Genomic DNA, 22,603 nt, shown 5'->3' on the forward strand with positions numbered 1-22,603 from the left:
GGTCACCGGCAGGCGTTGCCGCGCACAGGCGGACGAGGATCGACAGGAGGATTAGGTCATGCAACTGAAACGGACGAGGCTATTCAACGCAGAGGGCGATCGCGACTGGGGTAAGCGTCGAATTATCGGTGGGAATACCACCAACATGATTGAGCTCAACAACATCAAGTACGAGTGGGCCTACAAGCTTTATCGGGCCATGATGAACAACTTCTGGATTCCAGAAGAAATCCCCTTGGCCGACGACGCTCGCCAATACGATTTGCTGAGCGAGGACGAACGCAGGAGCTATAACAAGGTCCTGTCCTTTCTGATCTTCATGGACAGCCTGTTGACGCACAATCTACCGAATATCAACGAGTACATCACCGCGCCCGAGGTCAACCTGTGCCTCACCGTACATGCCTTCCAGGAGGCGGTGCATTCGCAGTCCTACGGCTACGTGCTGGATTCCGTCGTCAACCCGGCGACGCGAGACCAGATCTACAACGAATGGCGAAATGATGACCACCTGCTTCGGCGAAATCAGTTCATTACGGACCTGTTCGAGGAATTCATCGAGAACCCGACAGACCGGAATTTGATGAAGACCATCGTTGCCAACTACATCCTGGAGGGCGTGTACTTCTACGCGGGGTTCGGCTTTTTCTTCGTGCTGGGGCGCCAGGGCAAGATGCTCGGAACGGTTTCGGAGATCAAATTCATTCAACGAGACGAGCTGACGCATCTCGCGATTTTCCGCAACCTGTATCACGAGATCATCCGCGAAAACCCAGGCATCGTCACGCCCGACATGGAAGAAGAGTTCGTAGAGATGATGCGCACGGCCGTGCAGCACGAAATCGCGTGGGGACAGTACGTGACGCAAGGGAAGATCGTGGGACTGACCGACGCGCTCATCGACGCGTACATCAAATATCTCGCGAATCTGCGACTTCAGTCGCTGAACTTGCCCGTCCTTTACCCGGAAATCAAAGAGCATCCGATGCCGTGGATGGACAGCTTCGCTGCCATCAACTCGCACAAGACCGACTTCTTCGAACAGCGCGTGACCAACTACACGAAAGCTGGCAATCTCAACTGGGACGACCTATAAGAACTGCTTCGCGGGGCCGCCTGATGGCGGCTCTTTTTCATCCGCATGTCTGTGACGGTTCCGGGAAACCTTTGGTTGAAAAGCCCTTGGCTCGTCCTCCAGCACATCGCCGCAATTGCTTTTTTACGGCACCAGATTACAATAAATCACGTCTGACGACATCCTCGTGTCCTAATGGTTTGCGATGAAATCCGTCGAGAAATGAGGAGCGCTTCCGTATCATGCGTGGACATGACTGGTCCTGGTTGCATCCTGTCATTATCTGTGTCATCATCGCTGCGGTCGCCTATGCCATGTTTAACTTCGGCAGCGTGAAGCGGCTCGTGGTCGGCAAGCCGATGCGGACGCGCGATCTCCGCGAATCTCGCAACTTACTCGTCTGGTGGATGGCGCTGCCGGTGCTCTCCGCAGACCTGTACTCGTCGGTCGCGTACGGGCCGGAGGCGGGCATCACGGAACTGGCTGGCCTGGGGGAGAACGCGAAGTGGTTGATTCTGCCCATCACGGCCATGACGGTTCTGTTGCTGATCATTCTCATCACGTCTTATATCATGGGCGTGATTGCCTATCCGAACGGCGGCGGAGCGTACGCCATCAGCAAGGACAATTTCCAGCGTGCATGGGTTCCGCTGCTGGCGGCGAGCGCTTTGATGGTCGACTACGTGCTCACTGTCGCGGTGTCCGTCGCCTCGGGCATTCAGAACCTGGCGTCGTCGTATCCCGTTTTGCAAGGGCACGAGACATCGCTCTCGCTCTTGTGCGTGCTCATCATCCTGCTCGTCAACCTGCGCGGCATTTCAGAGTCGTCCAAGGTGTTCGCGTATCCGACGTACGTGTTCATGGCGTGCATGTTGGTGATGATTGGTGTCGGCTTCTGGGATGAGCTCCGCCATGGCTTTGTTCAGCCGCACACGCCGCCATTCGGCGTCGTGCCGCAGGGGCTGACCCTGATGCTGCTGCTCAAGGCGTTCAGTTCGGCTTGCTCGGCTCTGACGGGTGTCGAAACGATTTCGAACGCCGTCCCTATTTTTCGCGAGGGCAAGAACGGCGCCATCAAGGCATACATCGCCCTCGGCCTCGTGACGGGCGTCACGCTGCTCGGCTTCGCGTATCACCTGTACGTGAGAGGGATCAGCGTCAATCCGAACAACACGATGCTGTCTCAGTTGGCAGAAAGCTATTTCGGCCACGGCTTCATGTATCAATTCATCATGTGGAGCACGCTCGTCGTGCTGATCCTGGCCGCCAACTCGACCTTCACCGGCTTTCCGCAAGTGGCCGCCCTGCTCGCGACGGACGGGTATTTGCCCAGGGCACTTCGGCTGCGCGGCGACAGGCTGGGTTACTCGAACGGCATGATTGTGCTTGCGGCCCTGGCGTCGTTGTTGATCGAGGTCTTTCACGCGCAGACGAACAACCTGATTCCGCTCTATGCCATCGGCGTGTTCGTGGCGTTCACGGTGGCCCAACTGGGCCTCATCAAAAGGTGGGCGCGGGTCAAGGGGCGTCTGTGGCGCCTGAAGGCGGGCATCAACGCGTTTGGCGCGTTCATCACGGCTCTGGTGTCGGTCATCTTCGCGGTGACCAAGTTCACGAGCGGCGCTTGGATTGTTTTGGTTGTTATCCCGCTCATGATTTATCTGGCCATGAAGGTGCACAGGCATTATCAGGACGTCGCGGACGAGCTTCGCATCGATCTCAAGGTGGACCGCCCGCAACAACATCGCATCGTCTCTGTGGTCCTCGTTTCTGGCATTCACCGCGTGGTGCTCGACACGATTTCGTTTGCCATGAGTTCGACGCCGAACGTGCTCGCGCTGTACATCGGTTTCGACGACGAGTCCATTGAAAAGATGGAGGAGAAGTGGGAAGCGTGGGGCAATCCATGCCGGCTGGTGACGGTGAAGAGCGAATACCGCTCTCTGTTGCAGCCCTTGTCGAAGTTCATCCGGCGCCTTGAGACGTATGAAGGCGGCAAACCGGACCACATTCAGCTCTTCATCGCGCAATTCGTGCCCAAAAAGTGGTGGCACAATCTGCTTCACAACCAGACGTCTTTGCTCATTCGCGCGTGGATGTTGCGGCACAAGGATGTGGTTGTGACGACGGTGCCGTATCACCTGAAGAAGTGACGCGTTGGGCCGCGCCCCTCACATGGTGGCTGCGGCCCGCTTTGCCGAGCGAAGGAAGAGGGGGTCCATTTGATTCGCAGGCGGACGTGGCGAACGCTGCACAGCGTGCTCGAGCGAGACCGCACGTCTCTGCGCGTGCTCCCGGGCCTGCGCAACGGTGTCGGAATCCTCATCCCGCTCGTGTGGGGACTCCAGTCGGGGCATCTGCTGTCCGGCATAGGCGTCGCCGTTGGCGCGTTGGTCGCCGGGTTTGCGGGCAACACGGGAACTGCGCGACGCCGCCTGCGCACCATGATGTTCGCCACGGCGTGGATGAGCGTCACCACATTCGTCGGCGCTTTGGCCGGTCATCGCGCATGGCTCATCGTATCCGTAGCCGCGTTGAGCAGCTGGCTGGCAGGCATGATGCTCGGCGTCAGCCAACCGAGCGGACAGGTAGGGCTCCTCGCCACCAATGCGCTCATCCTCATCTCCACAAGCCCGCAGTCGATGTCCGGCGCGCTGTACCGCGCGTGTCTCGTCGCATGCGGCGGGTTGCTGCAAACCACCCTCATGTTAGCGGTCGATCTCGTCAGCCCTCAAAGCGCCGAAGCTCAGTCCGTTTCCAACGTGTATCGGAAGCTCGGCGCCTACGCCGCGTCCCCTTCGCGCCAGTCGGACCTCGAGTTGGCCGCGTCGCTCGTCGAGGCGAACGATCTGCTCCGCGACTCGTATATGCCGAAGCGACATCGTTCCCGCCTCTACCGACTCCTCGATGGCGCAGAACAAATTCGCATGTACGTCGTGGCGCTCGCCGAGATCGCGCGAGGCAGGGCGTACGCGCAGGAATTGGGTGACACCGCATTCGCCAGAGACATCTTGCGGCAGTGCGCGCCGATTTTTTCCGCCCTGGGCGATCACGTGTGGCTCATTGCTCAGGGAGACCAGCGGGCTCAACCGCTGATGTACATCCTGGAGCGAGCATCTGAAGAACTATCTTCCATCGCGCATGCGGCTCAGGGCGTCGAGCGCAAGGAAGAGACGGCGGCGCACGTCGAGGCTGTGGCGCGCTCGCTGATGGCTCTCAGGGCCGATCTCGTCCAACCGGGCGCGCTCACCTTGCCATCCGAAGCACTCGAGTCGGCCGCTTCGAAGATCAAGCAGGCCTGGCAGGCACTGAAGAGCCACCTGACGTGGGACTCCGCCATCTTTCGCCACGCGATGCGCGTCGCCATCGCCGTGGGCATCGGCGAAACGCTGGCCAAAGCGTTGCCCTGGCCGCACGGGTACTGGGTGCCGCTCACGGCGAATATCATTCTCCGCCCGGACTTCACAAGCACATTCACGCGGGGTATCGCGCGCGTGCTCGGGACGATGGCGGGGCTTCTGCTCGCGACCCTGCTGCTGACGGCCGTGCCGGACCGGACGGGGGTGTTTGCGAGCGCGTGCGTCGTGGTCTTCGGATCACTCATGTACATGTGGGTGACGTACAATTACGCGCTCTTCAGCTGTGCGCTGACCGCGCTGATGGTCGTGTTGCTGTCCATCTTCGAGCAACAGGCACCAATTCCCACGATGGCGGACCGGATGCTTGCGACACTCGCCGGCAGCGCGCTTGCCGTTTTCATCTACTTGATGTGGCCGACCTGGCAGCACGAGCAGGTGAACCGCGCGCTCGCGCAGGCCGTCGAGCGGGAACGAGACTACTTTCGCGGCGTCTTACGCGTGTTCGCAGAGGGAGGCAAAGGATCGCCGCGCAGGCTCGCGCGCGAGCGCCAGGCGGTGCGCGTATCGAGGACGAACGCAGCCGCGGCCGTCCGCCAGGTGCTGGCGGAACCCGTTGCACCGCCCATGAGCGCGCACATCATGGTCGCCATTTTGGTCGGCATGCACCGCTTTTCGGACACTTTGTTGTCGCTCGAGGCGTACACGTGGGAGGGACGTGCAGCGCGGTCCTTGACGCAGGAGGAAGAGGAAATCGCGCGGTGGGTCGATCGCGCCTTGTCCTCACTGGCGGACGGACTGCGACGTGGAGCAGGGGACATGGTGATTGATCCGACGGGTGAACTGTGGCACCAAGCGCGCGTTCGCAGCCACGTCGAGACGATGGAGGTGAACTGGCGCGCGTTGGACGTGATCGCCCGGGCGGTGGTTCGCCTCTACAACGTGATTCAGACACTAGCTCGTGTGACGCATGAGATCGATGCCGATCCGCCGCAGTCCTCGCCGTCCTAGTGCCGCGATCGCTCGGAGCGCTTCGTTTCGGTACAATAGACGCGAGAGAATCGCGCGCGGCCCGGCGTTGAACGGAGTCGCGTTGTCCTTCGTCTATAACGCCGGAAACCAGGATGCAGGGAGGGACAGCGTTGGATCGGAGACCTCATCGGACCGCCCGCATTCAAGAGTCGAAGACCAAGGACAAGCCGAGACGCCGCGGCGGATGGCTAGGCGTGTTGATAGCCACGGCGCTGTATGCGTTCGTGTCGGCGTCACTCTTGGTCTTCCACGGGCCCTTTCCTGCGCTGCGCACCTACGTGATCGACACGCTGGATGAGACGCGGCACGGGTATCTACTTCGCCCGCTGTCGCTTTTCACGCTTCCTGAGTCGGTCATCGCGGACCACGCCTTGAGCGGCAGCCTTGTGTCGGACACGCTGCCCATCTCCGACATTGTGACCCGCGACTTCAACGATGCAGACAACTCGATGCACCTCTATACCTATCACGGCAACACGTTCACGGCCTACATTCTTGTTGTGGACAACCCGAAGCGCGTGCGGGTTGCGGTGACGAAATATCTCGGCGAGCGCGGGGAGACGGTGCCGCAGCTCGTCCAGGACGCGGGCGCCGTGGCCGGCATCAACGGCGGCGCGTTTGCGGACAACAATCAGCAGGGTACCGGCGCTCAACCCCTCGGCATCACGATCGTCGACGGACGCGTCATCACAGGGGCAAACAGCACGGCCAAGTATCCCGAAATCGGGTTTACGAGCGGCGGCCAGATGATCGCTGGCGATTACTCTCTGGCCGATCTCGAGAAGCTGCATGTCACAGAGGCCCTCAGTTTCGGCCCGGTGCTCGTGTTGAACGGGCAGCCTGTAGAGGTTCCGGATCAGGGGCTCAATCCGCGCACCGCCATCGGGCAAACGGCCGACGGGAAGGTGATTATGGTGGTGACGGACGGGCGAGGGCAATTTGGTCACCTCGGCGCTTCCATGTCGGACATCACGGCCATCATGCTCCAGTATCACGCCGTGATCGCAGCGGATTTGGACGGCGGATCGTCCACGACCATGGTGTACAACGGGCGCATGGTCAACACGCCCGTGGACCTCACGGGCCCGCGCAGCGTGGCGACGGCATTTGTCGTCATGCCGAATTGAGCGATGGGGAGGGAAGCCGATGATCCAAATGGAACAGAAGCCCAGAGGCAGGCGGGTGGGGCGCCGTTTCCTCGCGCTGGCGGCTCTCTGCACCGCGTGTGAATCGCTCTTCTTCTACCATCTCAACCATCTCCTCGTCTCCCAGCAAACGGCCTCTCAGCGCGAGATCCAGGCCGCTTTGCATCGCCGAGCGCAGCTGGAACTTCTGCAGCTCAAACGCGAGTACGAGGGCGTCACCGTTTCGCCGAACGGCGAATATGCCACCTACGTCACATCGGATTCGAGTGGGTGGGATACCGTTCACGTGGTGCAATTGGAGACGGGGGCGCAGGTCAGCGAAGCGACCGACTTGTACCCGGTGCAATATGTGGACTGGCTCGGCAACGCCGAGGTGTTTGTGGGGGAGGAGCGCTCGCCTGGCAACTTGGAACTGAACACATTTTACGTGTCGAATGGGCTCCAGGCCGACGAGACCGCCGCAAGCGTGCCCGTGTTTTCCAACTTGTCGCCAGATGCGCGGATTGTGAAAGTGACGTACAGCACGGCGACAAACGACATCTTTGTGCTCATCGAAGCGGACGGATCGAGTGAGGTCTACCACGTGGGCACCATGGAGACCGTTCAGCCGGTCACCGTACCGGCTGGTTATATCAAGAATATCGCGATGACCGAGACCGGAGATAACCTGTACCTCGAGATCAATCAAGGCGGCCAGTGGAACGTCGTTCGCCTCTACCAGACCCCTGAGACGAGCAGCTATACGCCTGAGTTTCAAATGGACTGGCAACTCGTGAAGTCCAATGCGGCGCTCCTCGGCGTCGTCGGCAACACGCTCTACTACGGCACGGTCAACGCCGACGGTTTGGTGACGGCCGTGTATCGCCAGACCTCAGACGGCGATCAACTGGTCCGGCAGCTCGCACAACCGGCTCTCGCGAGCGACATCGCCATCTCGTCGTCGGGTTCCATTGCCCTCAATCCGCCGGCCATGACGAATGTCGAGGTGTGAAGTCGAGCTGCGCACAAGGGAAGTGCCAGTGGCTGTCGAGAGGCGACCGGCCTCGATTTTAACTTGACATAATATCTATTATCGGACGAAAAAGAGGAACAAAAAGGCCGCGCGCCGTCACGCCGGCGCCACCGCCATACTCGCGACAATCAAAAGTCCTCCGACGATCCCCGGCCACGTCATCGCCTCGCCAAGGACCACCCAGCCAATCGCCGCTGCGAAGACGGGCTCAAGCGCAAACGCAATGGCCGTCTGCGCAGACGACAGACGCTCCTGGGCCCAATTTTGCGCCCAGAGCGCAAACGCCGTGCCAAGCAGGCCGTTCACCAGGACAGCCGCCCACGTGACAGGCTGCATCCATAAGCGCACGTCCGCGAGCGGCGCCCATTGTCGGGCGACAAGGGCGGCAACCCACGTGAGGAGCGCTGTGACCCACACTTCCACCGCGGCAACGGCGAACGCGTCCAGCCCTTTCGCCCACCTATCCACGACGACAATCTGCAGGGCAATGCACAGCGCGCAGAGAAAGGTCTCCGCGACGCCTAGGAATCTCCCGGCAAGTGGTGTCCCGGCGCACATGCAAAGAAGCCCGATGCATGCCAGAACGACGCCCCACCAGGTGCGGGCGTCCGGCCGCCGCTTCGTGATTGCACTCGCGAGAATGGGCACCATGACGACATTCAGGCCCGTGAGAAACCCGCTGAGCCCGGGCGTGATGGTGCGAAGTCCCTGCGTCTGCAGGAGAAAGCTCGCCCCGAGCGGGATACCTGCCGTCGCACCAACGGCCCATGTGCGCGCATCCTTCCAAGCCGAGCCGCGGCGAGACAAAAAAGCCAGGCCCAGCGTGGCGAAGGCCGCCGCGGAGAAGCGAAGGGAAAGAAAGGCGTACACTGGCAAGATGGCAAGCGCCTGTTTGGTCAACGTGAACGTGGCGCCCCATACGAGCGTCACGAAGACGAGCAGCCCGCGGGCTGCCCAGACGCTCGCGTCTCGGGAACGCTGCATGATTCCATCCTTTCTGCCGACGGGCGGTAGCCCGTTTGAAGAGATCAGATCTCTCATTTCACCATTGAAATGTTGAGAGGGCAAGGTGTCCTACGGCTGCCTGTGCCCTTCCCTCTCCCGATCCTTCGCTACGAGCTCCAGTATCCGCTGCGCCGTTTCCTCGATGGCCCGGTCCGTGACGTCGATGAGTGGACAGCCGAGATCGCGCACAATCGATTCGGCGTACAGCAACTCTTCCTCAATCCGCTTGCGATCCGCGTACTGCGCGAGCACGGGCAGCCCCATGTGCTTGAGGCGCTGACTGCGGATCCGCATCATCTGTTCCACGCCCATCGTGAGGCCCACAATGCGCGATCGCGGCACCTGATACAACTCCGCGGGAGGCTTGACCTCGGGCACGAGCGGCAGGTTGGCCACGCGAAGGCCCTTGTGGGCGAGGAAGATGCTGACCGGGGTCTTGGAAGTGCGGGAGACGCCGATGAGGACGACGTCGGCCTGCAAGAGCGCCCGGGGATCGCGCCCGTCATCCGCTTTGACCGCGAACTCGATGGCGTCGACGCGCCGGAAGTAATCCTCATTCAAGACGTGAAGAAGTCCCGGCTTCTGCTTCGGGTGGTCGTGAAACGTATCGATGAAGGCCTGCATCATCGGACCCATGATGTCGACGACGCGCACGCCCAGCCGGATGCTCTCCATCTTCATCATCTCGCGCAACTCGGGCTGCACGAGCGTGTACGCGATGAAGCCGCCCGTCTGCTTGGCCGCCTCCACGATTTCGCGGATCTCGTCTTCCGTGCGCACTTGCGCATACCGGACGATCTTCACGCGCCGCATGTCAAACTGATGAATCACCGCGTGAACCACGGCCTCGGCTGTATCGCCCAGCGAATCGGAACAGATGTAGATGGTGCGCGTGTCCTGAACGTTCGATTCGGTCATCGCCAGTTGGTCCCCCATTCTGCCACCAGGCGCGCCAGCGTCGTCTTGGTGATCCGGCCGACGACAATCGGCGGTTTGCCATCCTCGCTTGAGGGTTCGACGACGGGCAGGCTGTCGACTTTGTACTCGATCATCCGCTTCGCCGCGTCGATCACGAGATCATTCGGTGTCACCGTTTCGATGTGCGGGTAGCGAGTCATGATCATGCCCACGGGAAGCGAGGTTGCGCTGGCATTTCCCAGCGTAAATTTCAGAAAATCTTTGCGCGAGACGACCCCCTGCAGCCGCCCCTCTTCATCCGCCACGATCAGGCCTCCCACGTCCTCCAGGAACATCGTGATCACGGCGTCGTGAACCGTCGTGGTTTCCCGCACAATCACGGGAAGGGATTGAACCTCACCCACGCGCAGATCGCGCCATGGGACGGGCGTGGCTGGCTCGGCTGGCTCGGCTGGCTCGGCTGGCTCGGCCGGATCGGCAAGAAATAGCCCCACCCGCGGTTTCGCGTCCAGCTGTCCTAGCATGACGAGCAACGAGAGATCCGAACGAATGGTGGGCCGGCTGACGCCAAGCATTTCCGCGATTTGATCGCCGGTGATGGGTTGATGTGCCTGCACGAGTCGCAAAATTTCCTTCTGACGAGGTGTGAGTTCGATGGGCCTCTCCCCCAGCAAGAGGCGGCCAGGCGGACACTCGACCGCCTGGCCGCGAATCGCATCGCGTGTGTCTCTATTGTACATCAATATCCGCATCTCATCTTGTTTCCATTTGTCCCCCTGGGTGCCTACCGCCTCATCAACCCGTCATGCGTTTGCGCACCGCTGCCTGCGCCGCGGCAATCCGCGCGACTGGGATGCGGAACGGCGAGCAGCTGACGTAGTCGAGTCCGATGTCCTCGCAGAACGCGATAGAAGCCGGATCGCCCCCGTGCTCGCCGCACACGCCGGTCTTCAAATCCGGACGGCGCTTGCGCCCGGCTTCGACCGCCCATTGAATCAGCTTGCCGACGCCCTCCGTGTCCAGCGTCTCAAACGGGTTGTACGGCAAGATCTCCCGATCCAGATATACGTTTAGGAATTTGCCCTCGGCGTCGTCTCGGCTGAAGGCGAACGTCATCTGCGTCAGGTCGTTCGTGCCGAAGGAGAAAAATTGAGCATCCTCCGCAATCTGATCCGCCGTCAGCGCGGCGCGCGGCACCTCAATCATGGTGCCGATGCGGTATGTGATCTCAACGCCCGCGCGCTCCATGGTACGCTTCGCGATTTCCTCCATGCGTTCGCGCAACACACGAAGCTCCTTCGGCGATCCGATGAGCGGCAACATCACTTCCAGCTCGACGGCGATGCCTCGGCGTTTCGCCTGCGCTGCGGCCGTGATGATGGCTTCCATTTGCATGTCGTAGATCTCCGGATACACAATACCCAGCCGAGACCCTCGGAGCCCCATCATGGGATTAGCCTCCCGCAGGTAGCGGGCTTGCCGGAGCAACTGTTCCGTCTCGGCGATCTCGTCCTGCGACGCGCCCTGCGCGCGAAGTGCTTCCAGCCTCTCTTCCAGCTCTTCCTCTCGAGGCAGGAACTCGTGCAGCGGCGGATCCAGCAGGCGTATGGTGACCGGCAGGCCGTCCATCGCTTCAAAGATAGCAGTGAAATCCGAGACCTGGAGCGGCAACAGTTTCGACAGCGCCGCTTGTCGTTCCGCCGACGTGGTCGCCAAAATCATGCGCTGCACGAGCGGGACCCGGTCTGGCGACAAGAACATGTGCTCCGTGCGGCAAAGGCCAATCCCTTCGGCGCCGAACTCTCTCGCCCGCCGCGCGTCTTCCGGCGTATCCGCATTGGCGCGGACCTTGAGGCGCCGCACTTCGTCGGCGATAGACAACAATTCCTTCAACTCGTCCGCCATTTTGGCTTCTTCCATCTGGGCCTCGCCGACGTATACCGTCCCGGTTCCGCCGTCCACCGAGATGACGTCGCCTTCCTTCAGCACGACGCCGTTCGATTCGACCTGCCGCGCCTCGAAGTCGATATGCACGCCGTCGCAGCCGCAGACCGCCGGTTTGCCAATGCCGCGGGCCACGACTGCCGCGTGACTCGTCATTCCTCCGTGCGTCGTGACGACGCCTTCTGCGGCCAACACGCCGTGGATGTCCTCGGGCGTCGTTTCGGGCCTGACGAGGACGACCTTTTCACCGCGCTGCGCCCACTCCACTGCCGTGTCCGCGTCCAGCACCATTCGCCCCACGCTCGCGCCTGGAGACGCCGGAAGACCCTTGGCGAACACCTGCAGCGCATCGGTTCCCTGGAGGCGACGGTGCAAGAGCTGGCGAAGATGTTGGGCATCGACGCGCAGGAGCGCCTCTTCCGGCTGAATGAGACCTTCGTGCAGCATGTCAATGGCGATGCGGACGGCCGCTTGCGCCGTGCGCTTCCCGCTCCGCGTCTGCAGCACGAACAGCTTGCCCCGCTCCACGGTAAATTCGACGTCCTGCATGTCCCGGAAGCGCGTCTCCAACTGCTTCGCGAGGGCCACGAGCGACTCGTACACGTGCGGCATCGTGTGGGCGAGATCGGCAATGGGTTGAGGCGTGCGGATGCCCGCAACGACATCTTCACCCTGCGCATTCGACAGGAACTCGCCAAACAACACCGGTTCACCTGTCGACGGATGGCGGGTAAAGATGACCCCCGTGCCGCTGTCGTCACCCATGTTGCCAAACACCATGGCCTGGACGTTCACCGCCGTGCCGAGCGTCTCTGGGATGCCATGTGCCTTACGATAGACGATGGCTCGCGGGCTGTTCCAGGAGCGGAACACAGCTTCGATGGCGAGCTCCAATTGCACGTTTACGTCCTGTGGGAACGGCTGCCCGACGTGCTCGGCAAACAGTTTCAGGTACGTCGCCACGAGCTCCTTCCACGCGTCGGCCGGAAGGTCGCGATCGCGCTCGACGCCATGCTTCGCCTTGGCGGCCCTCAGCGCGTGTTCAAACGGCTCAAGGGATACATTGAACACCACGTTTGCGAACATTTGAATCAGGCGGCGGTAAGAGTCGTACGCGAACGCGGGGTCCTGCGACTGGTTCGCCAACGCCCGCACGGTCAGATCATTCAGGCCCAGATTCAAAATGGTGTCCATCATGCCCGGCATCGAGACGGGCGCGCCGGAGCGGACCGACACGAGAAGCGGCTGAAACGCATCGCCGAATCGCTTCCCGGCCGTGCGCTCGAGCCGAAGAATGGCGAGCGCCACCTCGTCCATGAGCCCCTCGGGAAACTTGCCTCCCCGCGCCCAATATTCGTTGCAAGCCTCCGTTGTGATGGTGAATCCAGGCGGGACCGGGAACCCCCATTGAACCATCTGCGCCAAATTGGCACCTTTGCCGCCCAGAAGGCTTCGATTTTTCGGATCGGCCTGATCAAAGGAATAGACCCACCGGTTCGTGAGTGCCTGCTGGCGCTCGACATCCTGCACCTGTGCCATCTTGCATCCCCCTTGTCGCGGCTTTCGTGTCGCCCATCCGGCGAAGCGCTTGCACATCTGTCGCCGTGCGCTTGCCGCGAGCTCGCCATGTGACACATCACAATTCGAAATCCCTGTATTTTGTTCATACCACAGAACCAATTATGACGCAATAATTTTCGTGAATCCATTGACGAAACCGGGATTGTGATGTCATAATTCTGTTGAAGGTGAGTCTGCGCGTACCAATCGACGGGTCGCCGCGCAGTCGGGAACACCACGCGATGGAAGCCGGTTGCAGCCGACGGAGTTACCAAGGAGGGATCGCCGATGGATCGAGAGCTCGCTCTCGAACTCGTTCGCGTCACGGAAGCGGCCGCGCTTGCCGCCAGCAAGTGGGTAGGCCGGGGTGATGCGGACGGCGCGGACGGTGCAGCCACGGAGGCGATGCGCAACATGTTCCGCACCGTCAATATCCGCGGCGTCGTGGTCATTGGCGAAGGCGAGATGGACGAAGCGCCCATGCTCGCGCAGGGGGAAGAGGTCGGGACGGGACGCGGGCCGCGCGTCGATGTGGCCGTCGATCCCATTGAAGGCACGTCCATGGTGGCCAAGATGCTGCCGAACGCCCTTTCGGTCGCGGCCATCGCCCCACGAGGACATTTGTTGAAGGCCCCGGACATGTACATGGAGAAGCTCGCGTGCGGCCCTCGCCTGCGCGGTATCCTCTCCCTCGACGACCCGCTGGAGACCACGCTGCGGAAGGCGGCCGAAGCGCTCGGCAAGCCTCTGTCGGAGCTCTCGGTGGCCATGCTCGAGCGCGATCGCCACAAAGCCCACCTCGAAGTGGCTCGGCGCTTAGGTGTGCGGATCAAGTTGCTGAACGCGGGCGATGTGCTGGGCTCTATCGCCACGGCGCTGCCTCGCGGAGGCACCGACCTGTACATCGGTTCCGGTGGTGCGCCGGAAGGCGTCCTCGCGGCGGTGGCCTTGCGCTGCTTGGGCGGCGACTTCCAAGGCCGATTGATGCCGCAGACTCCCGAGCAGCGCGAGCGCTGCCAGCAACTCGGCCTCGACGTCGCCAAGACCCTCACCCTGTCTGATCTCGCCGGCGATGACGACGCCATCTTCGCGGCGACGGGCATCACCGATGGGGATTGGCTCGAGGGCGTGCGTCGCGAAGGCGACTACCTGCACACGCATTCGGTCGTCATGCGGGTTCGCACGGGCACGGTCCGCCATGTCAATGCCACGCATTATCGGCCGCTCGAACTTCGGCTCGCGCAGACGGTGTGACCCTGTCCGAGGTCGGTGTTGATGCTTCATCCTCTCCACACGTTCCTAACTCAAAAGGCCGCCCTGAGGGCGGCCTTCCTTTTAGGCGTCTTAGGCGTCTTTCGAGCGTTCGCTCGCCGCGACGCCGTTCGCTTTCCCCGGGACTGCCTCGGCCCTGGCGAGCGCCCTGAGCCACGCCCCGACACCGTCTGGCCGTTCGCCCATCGCGGCGCGAACCTCAGCCGCGCGCGTCAAGCGGCGGTACCCGCCCTCGGCGACCAACGGCTTGACGGAAATGGAGCGAAGGGTCTCCACCACCTCGCCGAGTTCATGCGCGCGCCGCTCCGCGTGCTCCAAGTTACGCCCCACCAGATACAGGGCCAGATCTCGCAGGTGATGATCTGGAAACGACGCGTCGAGCGAGTCAAGGACGCGATCGGCCAGCCCCATCTTTTCGGCGGCCAACAAAGCTTCCAGAAACAGCGCCTCGAGTCCCTTCAACACCGCGGAGCGGCACATCTTGAGAAGTGCGGCCCCACCCACCTCGCCGTCCAACACCTCGATCTGGCAGCCGTACGGCGCGAAGGTTTCCTGGAACCTGTGCGCGCCGTCGCCGTCCACTACGAGGGGCACCCGATGGCCGTGCGGCTTGACTGCTGACATCACTGCGACGGCAGCGTATTGCACCGACGGACGGTTCTGCGAGATGACTTCTCCGATGGCTCGCTTGACGGCCGGCGAGCACGAGGTGAAGTCGGCGTACAGCGCCCCATCGCTCAGATGCGGAGCGGCTTGTTTCGCTACCTCGAGCGCAGCCTGCGCCGGGACCAAGGAGAAGATGACGTCAGATTCGACGGCCACTTCCGCCACCGACGCCTTACATGAAGCGCCAAGATCCTGCGCCCTTGTCTTCCAGGTATCAGAAGGCGCGGCGTCGTACACCAACAGGTCGAGGGTGCCTGCCTGCCGAAGACCTGCCGCAATGGCGCTCGCGGCTTCTCCGAATCCGATGAACCCCAGTTTCATGCCGCTCGCCCTCCCGTTGTTCTGGTACCGCACCTCAAATCCATGTCACACCGAGTTCCCGCAGCTTGTCCCGCAGTCCGTACAAATCGATGCCGAGTTCCCCAGCCGCGAGTCGCGCCCGAGTCGCTTCTTCCTTCTCGACTCGGACGTCGGCCTGTGCCGCAACGTCCAACGCGCGCTCCTGGGGCACGCAGACCACCCCGTCCATGTCCGCGACGATCACGTCGCCCGGCCGAACGCAGATTCCCGCGCACACGATGGGCACGTTCACACACCCCGGGGTTGCTTTGACGGTGCCGCGAGCCGAGATGGCGCGAGACCAGACCGGGAAGCCCATCTTCTCGAGTTCTGCCACGTCGCGCACGCCTGCCTCAATCACAAGCCCCGCCACGCCGCGCGCCTGGAGCGAGGTCGCGAGGAGTTCACCGAACATCCCGTCGGTCGACGGTGAAGTCGTGGTGACTACCAAGACGTCTCCTGGTTGGCACACCTCGACGCTGGCGTGAATCATGAGGTTGTCCCCAGGCTGGCACAGGACTGTGACGGCGGTGCCAAACGCGCGCGCGCCTCGGTAGATGGGCCGCATGTAGGGCAACATCAGCCCGTCGCGCCCCATCGCCTCGTGAAGCGTCGCGACGGAGTGGCGGCCCAGATGTTCGACGAGCGCGCGCTCCGGTCGCTCAACCTTCGTGACGATGACCGGCCTCACACGAATTCACCTCCGACAGAAGGAAACACGCGCTGATACGCCTCTGCGTAGACGATGGGTTGCCCGGAATTGCGGCCTGCCTGCACACCGCGGCGCTTCGCAAGATCCGTGTAATACGCCCAGAGATGCTCCTGGGCCTCCATGCATTCCATCGCCTGCCGCTTCTTCTCGAAGACCGGGGTGATGTCCAGCAGGAGATCGATCCGGAACTGGCACTGTTCGGGTTGATGAGGTTCGAACGAATAGAGCTGAGGGGCGCCGATGGGCGGGTATTCAGACGGATACCCGTGCGCCTGCGCGAGAATCCTTGCCTCACGGACGAGTTCGGCCGTGCGCGGATGGTCGGCATTGTAGGGATCCACGAAGGTATGCGACAACAGCACATCCGGGCGATACTTGCGAAACTCCTGCACAAGCGCATCTCGCAAGTCCGGCGTCACCTCGATGGGGTAATCTCCAACATCGAGGAAGCGGACCTCCGCGCCCAGGATGTCCGCAGCCCGCTCGGCCTCCTCGCGCCGAATGCGCTTGATTTCATCGAGCGACTTGCCCTCCTTCCACAGGCGCGCAGACTCTCCTCGCTCGCCGTACGTCAGACACAGGACGCGCACCGTCCAGCCACGATCGCTGTACAAGGCGATGGCTCCGCCAGCCCGCCACACGAAGTCGGCGGCGTGCGCGCTCACGACCATCAACGTTCCCCGATTCTGCACGTGACAACCTCTCCTTTCATCCCACACGTCTCGAATTCATCTCATGCGAAGCGCATCTCACGCCTCGCGTCCCATCAACTTGCGCGGGTTGTCCACCCACATCGTTCGCAGGGCATCGGGCGAAAAGCCGGCGTCGAGAAGGCGCGCGGTGAAGTCCACGATGCCATCGACGACGCTCGGATTGGACTTCTGACCGAGATCCGTGGAAAGGAGTGTGCGCTCTGGCCCCACGGCGCGGATGGCCTCAAAGAGCACGCCCCAATCGCACTTCTGGGTGTAAAACGTGGTGTAGCAGTGTTCGATGAAGGCCCCGAGATCGGCGAGCTTCACCTGGTCTTCAATCGACAGCGCTTCGGAAGGAAACAGCGCGTGCGTCACGATGATCTTTTGAATCCCAAGCGCCCGCGCGCGCTCCACCACGGCGAAAATTTCGTCTCGCGCCAGATGCCCGGTCGCGATTGCCATTTGATGGTGACGAGCCCGTTCAAGGCATTGGGCGAGGTCGGAACGGAAGCGGCCCTGTTCGTCCCATATCGACAGCAGCTCGAGCCCGATGCCTTCTGCCCGCACCTCCGATTGGATGCGCGCCCAAAACGGAAGGTGGGATTGGCCGCGGGCGGCCTGTCTTTCGGGGCTTTCGTTCGCCGCGTCGACGGTGGGCAGCCACACGATGCGCCCCCCCGCTCGGCCGGCGATGTCCACGGCGACGGGGTTGAACCCGCCGACGGCGTGATTTAGCACGAGGGCTCCGATCACGTCGACTTCGGGAAAGACGCTGGACACCACTTTCGCTCGTTCAACCGTGGGAAAGTAGTGAGATTTGAGGGCAAAGCCTGACCAACCGAGGTCTCGGAACTGGCGGGCCAACGACACGTCGTCGATGCTGCGCTCGACGAGGTCCGGCCAGACGTGCACATGCAGGTCGTAGAGGCCGCTGAGAAGCGATATGATGTCCTCCCGTTGTCCCATGGGCTCGCGTCCTTTCTGTCAAGAACGAATTCATGATTGTCTTACAAAATAGACAACAATCGAAAACGCAGCGACGCCTGGGCCTTCACCCTTGCGTCAAAATCCCTGGCGCATGTTGCGGAGCGTGTCACAGACATGGCTGAGATGCACGCGCATGGCCTGCTCGGCCGCGTCCGGATCTCCCAGGCGAATCGCATCCACGATGTTTTGGTGCTCTTGCATGGACGCGGCCGATCGATTCGGTGCCAAGATGGTGCGGTATTGGTATCGAACGCTTTGCGAGTTGAGCGTGTCGAGCAGTCGCCGGGCCGTGTGGTGACGGGAGATCTCCGCGATGGTCCGGTGGAGTTGCGCGTTGCCGTCCGAGTACGCCAACAGATCGTTCCCCTCATACTGACGGCGCATCCACGCGAGGATGTCATCCAGCCGGCGCACGTCCTCGTCCGCCGCCCTTAGCGCCGCGTACCGCGCGATGAGGCACTCCAGCGCCATGCGAACCTCCAAGATCTCCACGGCTTCCTCGTGGGAGACGTGGCGGACGCGGGCACCGCGGTAACGCTCCCGCTCCACCAAGCCCTCCTGTTCCAGGCGGGCGAGGACGGTGCGGACCGTGGCCCGACTCGCACCAAGCCATCGCGCGAGGTCCATCTCCACAAGCCGCTGAGACGGCATGAGCGTGCCGTCGATGATGGCGTCGCGAAGCCGCCTGTAACACTCTTCTTCCGTGTAACCCTGACTTGAGACTTCCACGTAGGCCCCGCCTCCGGTCGGCTTGTCATCTGGAACAGTTATACCACAGGCGTGCCGTAATGGTGAAAGCTTTCGACCGTCTTGTTGCCCCACGCTTGACCGCGAGCGCGTTCGGCCTCCGTCCATGTGATGGGCTGCCAGTCTGGCGCGAGGACAAGATAGCCGCCCGCGCACACCTCGATGCGGTTGCCGCCGGGCTCGTACACATATACAAAGTAAGTCTGGTTAATGGCGTGCTTGCTGGGGGCGAATTCGATGAACACGCCGTGATCGACGAACAGATCCGCGGCTCGCCAAATGCTCTCGTTCGTGTCGACGCGAAAGGCGATGTGGTGCAGGCGGCCGCGGGCCCCTGTTGCGTCCAAGGTGTACACGACGTCGTACGACTTGTTCATGGCGCGGTACCAAACCCCAGGCCGCTTCCCGTTGTCCAGCCGTATCTGCTCCGTGAGTTTGAGCCCGAGCACCGCTTCGACAAAGTCGCCGTCGCGCTCCGCATCCGACGACAAAAAATTGACGTGATCCAGCGTTTTCACCCCGACGCCCCGGCCCGTCAACTTCTGCGGCTGATTCTTCAGGAAAGGGCGCAGGTGGTCAGGAGGATCATAATACTTCGTCTCGTAGTACAGCTCGTACAAATGCCCATCCGGCCCGCGAAACTGGTAGCCGGGACCGTGCCCGAAGCTCCCATGCACCCATTCCCCGTCGACGCCCGCCTCCGTCAGCGCTCGAACTCGGCGCGCAAGCGCCTGCTCGCTCGTCGTGCGAAGCGCCGTATGGCCGACGCCCGCTCGGTCGGATTCGGTGAGGATGAGCGAGTACATCTCGTAGTCGCCTATGCAACGCAAGTAGATGGAGCGCGCATCACGCCTCACCTCCTCCATGCCCAAGAGATCATGAAAAAACGGTAACTCTCGTCCATCACAGGCGTGAACAGCTCAACGTGCCCAAGGTGAGCGATGTCATACACGGGCTCGGCGCTCATCATCGATTCCCCCTCTCGCGGCCGGCCGAGATCGGCCGGATCATTCGGCAACATGATTGTATGACAATTTGGTCGACACCTCTATCATGGCGCACCACTTGATGCATGTCAACGCTTTCGTGTCATTTCGCCCGCGCGTGGGTGGCGCGCAGCGCAAGAGTGCCCTGCGCTCAAGACAAGCGGCCTTCGCGGCCGCTACCGCCGGCGAGGACGGACACGTCGGCCCCCGGGCGCGGCGGCCAGGCGGACAGGTCAAATGGAAAGTCCGATCCCGCGAGGACGCGATCGGCGCCGACCACGTCGATCAAACAGCGAAGCGCAGCGTCGGACCACAGCACGTTGTCGTAGAACATGCGCCGGAGATACGCCGTCGGCCGGTCCTGCAGCCGCCCTCTCACCTGCGGCCACACGTCGTATCCCTGTTCGATGCGCCCGATTTGATACGGCAGAAAGCCACCCCCGTGCGCCAATAGCACGCGCGCGCCGGGATACCGGTCGAGAAGGCCAGAGAGGACGAGGTGCGCCGCCGCGAGCGTGGTCTCCCAGGGCACGCCGACCAGGTTGGGCAGCATGAGGCGCGCCGCCCGCGGATCGGCGTGCAGCAAGGGATGCAAAAACAGCACCGCCCGGCGCGCGTCCGCGACCTCCCACAAGGGCCAAAAGGCTTCGTCGCCGATGAGCGCCTCTCCGACCCCTGGCCCCACGATGGCCCCGACGAAGCCCTCGTCCATCCGGCGCTCGAGCTCCCGCGCGGCGGCCGTCGGATCCGCGAGCGGCAGCGTGGCGAGCGGGCGAAACCGCTCGCGGTGCGGCGCCAGCACATCTCGCAGGGCGTCGTTGTACACCTCGGCCACCTGCGCGCCCATCTCGGCCGGCAGGTGATACACGAAGAGCTGCGGCAGTGGCGACACGAGCGCCAGGCCGATGCCAGCCTGCCGATAGGCGCTCGCGAACGCCTCGAAGTCGACGAACATGCGCTTCAGCTCGAACGACCAACGCCCTTCCACCGTGAGAAACGGCTCCTTGTCCGGCGCGCGCCGCTCCAGATCCACCTGAATGCGTGGCTCGCGCTTGAGGAACTCAAGCACCTCAGTAGGCAGGAAGTGCGTGTGCACGTCCGCCGCCCGATTCGGCTCGATCATGGCGTTTCACCTCGGGCCGCGTCCTGTTCCGCCTTCGACACGCCGCCAACGCCCCAGTGCGCTTTTGGCACCTCGTACAGGATGACCCGCACCGTCTCCCGCTTGGCGCCGAGCGTCTCCACCACCGCGTCGGTCAGCTTCTCCATAAGCGCCCGCTTCTGCTCGGGCGAGCGACCCTCCACCATGGTGACCTGGACCAGCGGCATCTCGATCCCCCTCACTCGATGACGTCCAGTTCGATGACACCCATGCCCGCGAAGGCGATCTCGACGCGATCGCCCGGGTGCACGTAGATGGCCTCCGTGATGCCGCCCGTCAGGACCACCATGCCGGGCTCGATGGCCGCGCCGAAGCGCGTGAGCATGCGCACCTGTTCCACGACGGACCGCACCGGGTGGCCGAGCACCGCCGCGCCGGCGCCCGTCTGCGCGACGTCCCCGTTCAGGCGCATGACCACCCCCACCTCGTCGAGCCGAAAGGCGTACGGCGAGTACGCCTGATCCGCCAGATAGAAGCGCGCGCTCGACGCGTTGTCGGCGATCACGTCCACGAGCGTGAACGAGAAGTTCTCGTACCGGCTGTCGATCACCTCAACCGCTGGCACGACGCACTCGGTCGCGAGCCAGACGTCGCGCGCGGTCACATTCGGCCCCTCCAAACGGCTGCGGAACACGAACGCGATCTCCGGCTCCACGCGCGGATGGATGAGTCCCTGCATCGACAACACCGGGCGCTCCAGTTCCATCGTGGAGAGTAGATGTCCGAAAATGGGTTCGTCGACGCCCACGGACCGCTGCTTCGCCTTGCTCGTGAGCCCCATCTTCCAGCCGACGAGCCGCGCACCCTCCGCCATGTACTTCTGCATGGTCAACCGCTGAATCTCGTACGCGTCGTCCACCGTGAGGCCTTCGTAGCGGAGCGTCAGCTTCTTCAACTCCGTGGCCGCCGTCTGGTGGCGATACAATTCATCCGCGATGGACGGAAGCGACAGGGCCATCCGCGTTCGCCTCCTTGCCGTGCGCGATCTCGTACGCGACATCGACGATCATATCCTCCTGGCCACCCACCACGCGGCGCCTGCCGAGTTCCACAAGAATGTCGCGCACGTCGACCCCAAACTGCTTCGCCGCTCGCTCGGCGTGCAAGAGAAAGCTGGAATACACGCCCGCGTAGCCCAGCGTGAGCGCCGTGCAATCCGTCAGGACGGGTCGCGCCATCCGCGGGCGCACGACGTCCTCCGCGGCGTCCATGGCGGCGTACAGGTCCACGCCGGTCTCGATGCCGTATTTCTCGCACGCGGCCACAAACACCTCGAGCGGCGTGTTTCCCGCGCCTGCCCCGAGCCCCGCGAGGCTCGCGTCAATCCGGTATGCGCCCTCTTCCACGGCCGCGATGGAGTTGGCGACCGCCACGCCGAGGTTGTTGTGCGCGTGAAATCCGACCTCGACGTCGTCCGGCAGAGCCTCCCGCAGTGCGGACACCTTGCGGCGAACCTCGTCCATGAGCATCGCGCCCGCCGAATCGACGATGTACACGCAGTGCGCGCCGTAAGAGGCCATCTTCTTCGCCTCTTCCACCAGGCGCTCGGTCTCCGTCATGTGGCTCATCATGAGAAAACCGACCACATCGAGTCCCATCTTGCGCGCTTCCTCCATGTGTTCCGCGGAGATGTCCGCCTCCGTGGAATGTGTGGCGACCCGCACTCCGCGGATGCCGAGGCCGACGGCGCGCTTCAAGTCTTCGAGCGTTCCGATGCCAGGCAACAGTAGCGCGACGACCTGAGAGGTCTTCACCGTCTGACACACCGCTCCGACGTAATCCTCTTCCGACTCCTTCGAAAAACCGTACTGAATCGAGCTTCCGCCGAGCCCATCGCCGTGGGACGCCTCGATCTTGGCCACGCCCGTCCTGTCCAGCGCGCTCGCGATGGCCTTGGCATCTTCGACGCTGAACTGATGCCTCACGGCGTGCATCCCGTCGCGGAGCGTGACGTCCGTGATTTCAATCTTGTACCGATACGACACCGCGC

At 62.6% G+C, this 22,603-nt stretch carries 20 protein-coding genes; 6 read left to right on the forward strand and 14 right to left on the reverse strand.

The genetic code is table 11. The features are described from left to right. The first annotated feature begins 58 nt into the window (after window positions 1-58). From TC41_RS06890 to TC41_RS06910, 5 genes are all read left to right on the forward strand, one after another. Window positions 59-1,096, forward strand: coding sequence for a ribonucleotide-diphosphate reductase subunit beta (locus TC41_RS06890; protein ID WP_014464298.1), 1,038 nt, complete (start codon window positions 59-61; stop codon window positions 1,094-1,096). Window positions 1,097-1,317: 221 nt separating this feature from the next. Further along, window positions 1,318-3,228, forward strand: a complete 1,911-nt coding sequence (locus tag TC41_RS06895) for an APC family permease (protein ID WP_014464299.1) — start codon at window positions 1,318-1,320, stop codon at window positions 3,226-3,228. Window positions 3,229-3,297: 69 nt separating this feature from the next. Continuing rightward, the gene (locus TC41_RS06900; protein WP_014464300.1) at window positions 3,298-5,442 is read left to right on the forward strand and encodes an FUSC family protein; all 2,145 of its coding nucleotides are present in this window, start codon (window positions 3,298-3,300) and stop codon (window positions 5,440-5,442) included. A 131-nt stretch (window positions 5,443-5,573) separates the two neighbouring features. Continuing rightward, window positions 5,574-6,590 carry a phosphodiester glycosidase family protein gene (locus TC41_RS06905; protein WP_041695147.1) on the forward strand — a complete coding sequence of 339 codons (1,017 nt, stop codon included), beginning with the start codon at window positions 5,574-5,576 and terminating at the stop codon, window positions 6,588-6,590. A 19-nt stretch (window positions 6,591-6,609) separates the two neighbouring features. Then, window positions 6,610-7,599: a hypothetical protein gene (locus TC41_RS06910; RefSeq protein WP_014464302.1), complete on the forward strand. Its 990-nt coding sequence runs from the start codon at window positions 6,610-6,612 to the stop codon at window positions 7,597-7,599. Window positions 7,600-7,716: 117 nt separating this feature from the next. On the opposite strand, the gene TC41_RS06915 is transcribed toward TC41_RS06910, so the two are convergent. The 4 genes from TC41_RS06915 to ppdK form a co-directional block, all read right to left on the reverse strand. Next, window positions 7,717-8,604, reverse strand: coding sequence for a DMT family transporter (locus tag TC41_RS06915; protein WP_014464303.1), 888 nt, complete (start codon window positions 8,602-8,604; stop codon window positions 7,717-7,719). Between the two features lie 90 nt (window positions 8,605-8,694). After that, entirely contained in the window at window positions 8,695-9,561 is an 867-nt protein-coding gene (locus tag TC41_RS06920) for a pyruvate, water dikinase regulatory protein (protein ID WP_014464304.1), read from the reverse strand. Continuing rightward, window positions 9,540-10,283 carry a helix-turn-helix transcriptional regulator gene (locus tag TC41_RS06925; protein ID WP_014464305.1) on the reverse strand — a complete coding sequence of 248 codons (744 nt, stop codon included), beginning with the start codon at window positions 10,281-10,283 and terminating at the stop codon, window positions 9,540-9,542. The genes TC41_RS06920 and TC41_RS06925 overlap by 22 nt, the downstream gene beginning before the upstream one ends. Before the next feature lie 55 nt (window positions 10,284-10,338). After that, window positions 10,339-13,026 carry a pyruvate, phosphate dikinase gene (gene ppdK, locus TC41_RS06930; protein WP_014464306.1) on the reverse strand — a complete coding sequence of 896 codons (2,688 nt, stop codon included), beginning with the start codon at window positions 13,024-13,026 and terminating at the stop codon, window positions 10,339-10,341. A gap of 309 nt (window positions 13,027-13,335) precedes the next feature. Between ppdK and glpX the strand changes: the two genes are divergently transcribed. Beyond that, window positions 13,336-14,301 carry a class II fructose-bisphosphatase gene (gene glpX / locus TC41_RS06935; RefSeq protein ID WP_014464307.1) on the forward strand — a complete coding sequence of 322 codons (966 nt, stop codon included), beginning with the start codon at window positions 13,336-13,338 and terminating at the stop codon, window positions 14,299-14,301. Between the two features lie 90 nt (window positions 14,302-14,391). Here the strand turns inward: glpX and TC41_RS06940 are convergent, their stop codons facing one another. The 10 genes from TC41_RS06940 to dmpG all read right to left on the reverse strand — a co-directional run bounded on the left by TC41_RS06940 (window position 14,392) and on the right by dmpG (window position 22,598). Next, entirely contained in the window at window positions 14,392-15,306 is a 915-nt protein-coding gene (locus TC41_RS06940; protein ID WP_041695148.1) for a prephenate dehydrogenase/arogenate dehydrogenase family protein, read from the reverse strand. Between the two features lie 34 nt (window positions 15,307-15,340). After that, complete coding sequence (locus TC41_RS06945; protein ID WP_014464309.1) at window positions 15,341-16,015, reverse strand: 4-carboxy-4-hydroxy-2-oxoadipate aldolase/oxaloacetate decarboxylase; 675 nt, start codon at window positions 16,013-16,015, stop codon at window positions 15,341-15,343. Next, the gene (locus TC41_RS06950) at window positions 16,012-16,728 is read right to left on the reverse strand and encodes a PIG-L deacetylase family protein (RefSeq protein WP_041695149.1); all 717 of its coding nucleotides are present in this window, start codon (window positions 16,726-16,728) and stop codon (window positions 16,012-16,014) included. The genes TC41_RS06945 and TC41_RS06950 overlap by 4 nt, the downstream gene beginning before the upstream one ends. 57 nt (window positions 16,729-16,785) lie before the next feature. Then, window positions 16,786-17,697 carry a DUF6282 family protein gene (locus tag TC41_RS06955; RefSeq protein ID WP_014464311.1) on the reverse strand — a complete coding sequence of 304 codons (912 nt, stop codon included), beginning with the start codon at window positions 17,695-17,697 and terminating at the stop codon, window positions 16,786-16,788. Between the two features lie 96 nt (window positions 17,698-17,793). Further along, on the reverse strand, window positions 17,794-18,447 hold the full coding sequence (locus TC41_RS06960; protein ID WP_014464312.1) for a GntR family transcriptional regulator: 654 nt from the start codon (window positions 18,445-18,447) through the stop codon (window positions 17,794-17,796). A 38-nt stretch (window positions 18,448-18,485) separates the two neighbouring features. Then, a complete protein-coding gene (locus TC41_RS06965) occupies window positions 18,486-19,331 on the reverse strand; it encodes a VOC family protein (protein WP_237700056.1) in 846 nt (281 codons plus the stop codon). A gap of 271 nt (window positions 19,332-19,602) precedes the next feature. Further along, window positions 19,603-20,574, reverse strand: coding sequence for an amidohydrolase family protein (locus TC41_RS06970; protein ID WP_014464315.1), 972 nt, complete (start codon window positions 20,572-20,574; stop codon window positions 19,603-19,605). Beyond that, window positions 20,571-20,780, reverse strand: coding sequence for a 4-oxalocrotonate tautomerase (locus tag TC41_RS06975; protein WP_014464316.1), 210 nt, complete (start codon window positions 20,778-20,780; stop codon window positions 20,571-20,573). Before TC41_RS06975 ends, TC41_RS06970 begins: the two co-directional genes overlap by 4 nt. Window positions 20,781-20,791: 11 nt before the next feature. Beyond that, window positions 20,792-21,571 (reverse strand): 2-keto-4-pentenoate hydratase, encoded by a 780-nt coding sequence (locus TC41_RS06980; protein ID WP_014464317.1) that lies wholly within the window; start codon window positions 21,569-21,571, stop codon window positions 20,792-20,794. Next, window positions 21,540-22,598, reverse strand: coding sequence for a 4-hydroxy-2-oxovalerate aldolase (gene dmpG / locus TC41_RS06985; protein ID WP_014464318.1), 1,059 nt, complete (start codon window positions 22,596-22,598; stop codon window positions 21,540-21,542). Before dmpG ends, TC41_RS06980 begins: the two co-directional genes overlap by 32 nt. Between the last annotated feature and the right edge of the window lie 5 nt (window positions 22,599-22,603).

It is taken from the genome of Alicyclobacillus acidocaldarius subsp. acidocaldarius Tc-4-1, from assembly GCF_000219875.1.
GTDB classification, from domain to species: domain Bacteria; phylum Bacillota; class Bacilli; order Alicyclobacillales; family Alicyclobacillaceae; genus Alicyclobacillus; species Alicyclobacillus acidocaldarius_A.

What these genes read in the sequence shown, in the direction of transcription:
- TC41_RS06890 (WP_014464298.1), top strand. Translation starts at nt 59, where the DNA reads ATGCAACTGAAACGGACGAGGCTATTCAACGCAGAGGGCGATCGCGAC.
- TC41_RS06895 (WP_014464299.1), top strand. Translation starts at nt 1,318, where the DNA reads ATGCGTGGACATGACTGGTCCTGGTTGCATCCTGTCATTATCTGTGTC.
- TC41_RS06910 (WP_014464302.1), top strand. Translation starts at nt 6,610, where the DNA reads ATGATCCAAATGGAACAGAAGCCCAGAGGCAGGCGGGTGGGGCGCCGT.
- TC41_RS06915 (WP_014464303.1), bottom strand. Translation starts at nt 8,604, where the DNA reads ATGCAGCGTTCCCGAGACGCGAGCGTCTGGGCAGCCCGCGGGCTGCTC.
- TC41_RS06920 (WP_014464304.1), bottom strand. Translation starts at nt 9,561, where the DNA reads ATGGGGGACCAACTGGCGATGACCGAATCGAACGTTCAGGACACGCGC.
- TC41_RS06925 (WP_014464305.1), bottom strand. Translation starts at nt 10,283, where the DNA reads ATGTACAATAGAGACACACGCGATGCGATTCGCGGCCAGGCGGTCGAG.
- ppdK (WP_014464306.1), bottom strand. Translation starts at nt 13,026, where the DNA reads ATGGCACAGGTGCAGGATGTCGAGCGCCAGCAGGCACTCACGAACCGG.
- glpX (WP_014464307.1), top strand. Translation starts at nt 13,336, where the DNA reads ATGGATCGAGAGCTCGCTCTCGAACTCGTTCGCGTCACGGAAGCGGCC.
- TC41_RS06940 (WP_041695148.1), bottom strand. Translation starts at nt 15,306, where the DNA reads ATGAAACTGGGGTTCATCGGATTCGGAGAAGCCGCGAGCGCCATTGCG.
- TC41_RS06955 (WP_014464311.1), bottom strand. Translation starts at nt 17,697, where the DNA reads ATGGGACAACGGGAGGACATCATATCGCTTCTCAGCGGCCTCTACGAC.
- TC41_RS06965 (WP_237700056.1), bottom strand. Translation starts at nt 19,331, where the DNA reads ATGGAGGAGGTGAGGCGTGATGCGCGCTCCATCTACTTGCGTTGCATA.
- TC41_RS06970 (WP_014464315.1), bottom strand. Translation starts at nt 20,574, where the DNA reads ATGATCGAGCCGAATCGGGCGGCGGACGTGCACACGCACTTCCTGCCT.
- TC41_RS06975 (WP_014464316.1), bottom strand. Translation starts at nt 20,780, where the DNA reads ATGCCGCTGGTCCAGGTCACCATGGTGGAGGGTCGCTCGCCCGAGCAG.
- TC41_RS06980 (WP_014464317.1), bottom strand. Translation starts at nt 21,571, where the DNA reads ATGGCCCTGTCGCTTCCGTCCATCGCGGATGAATTGTATCGCCACCAG.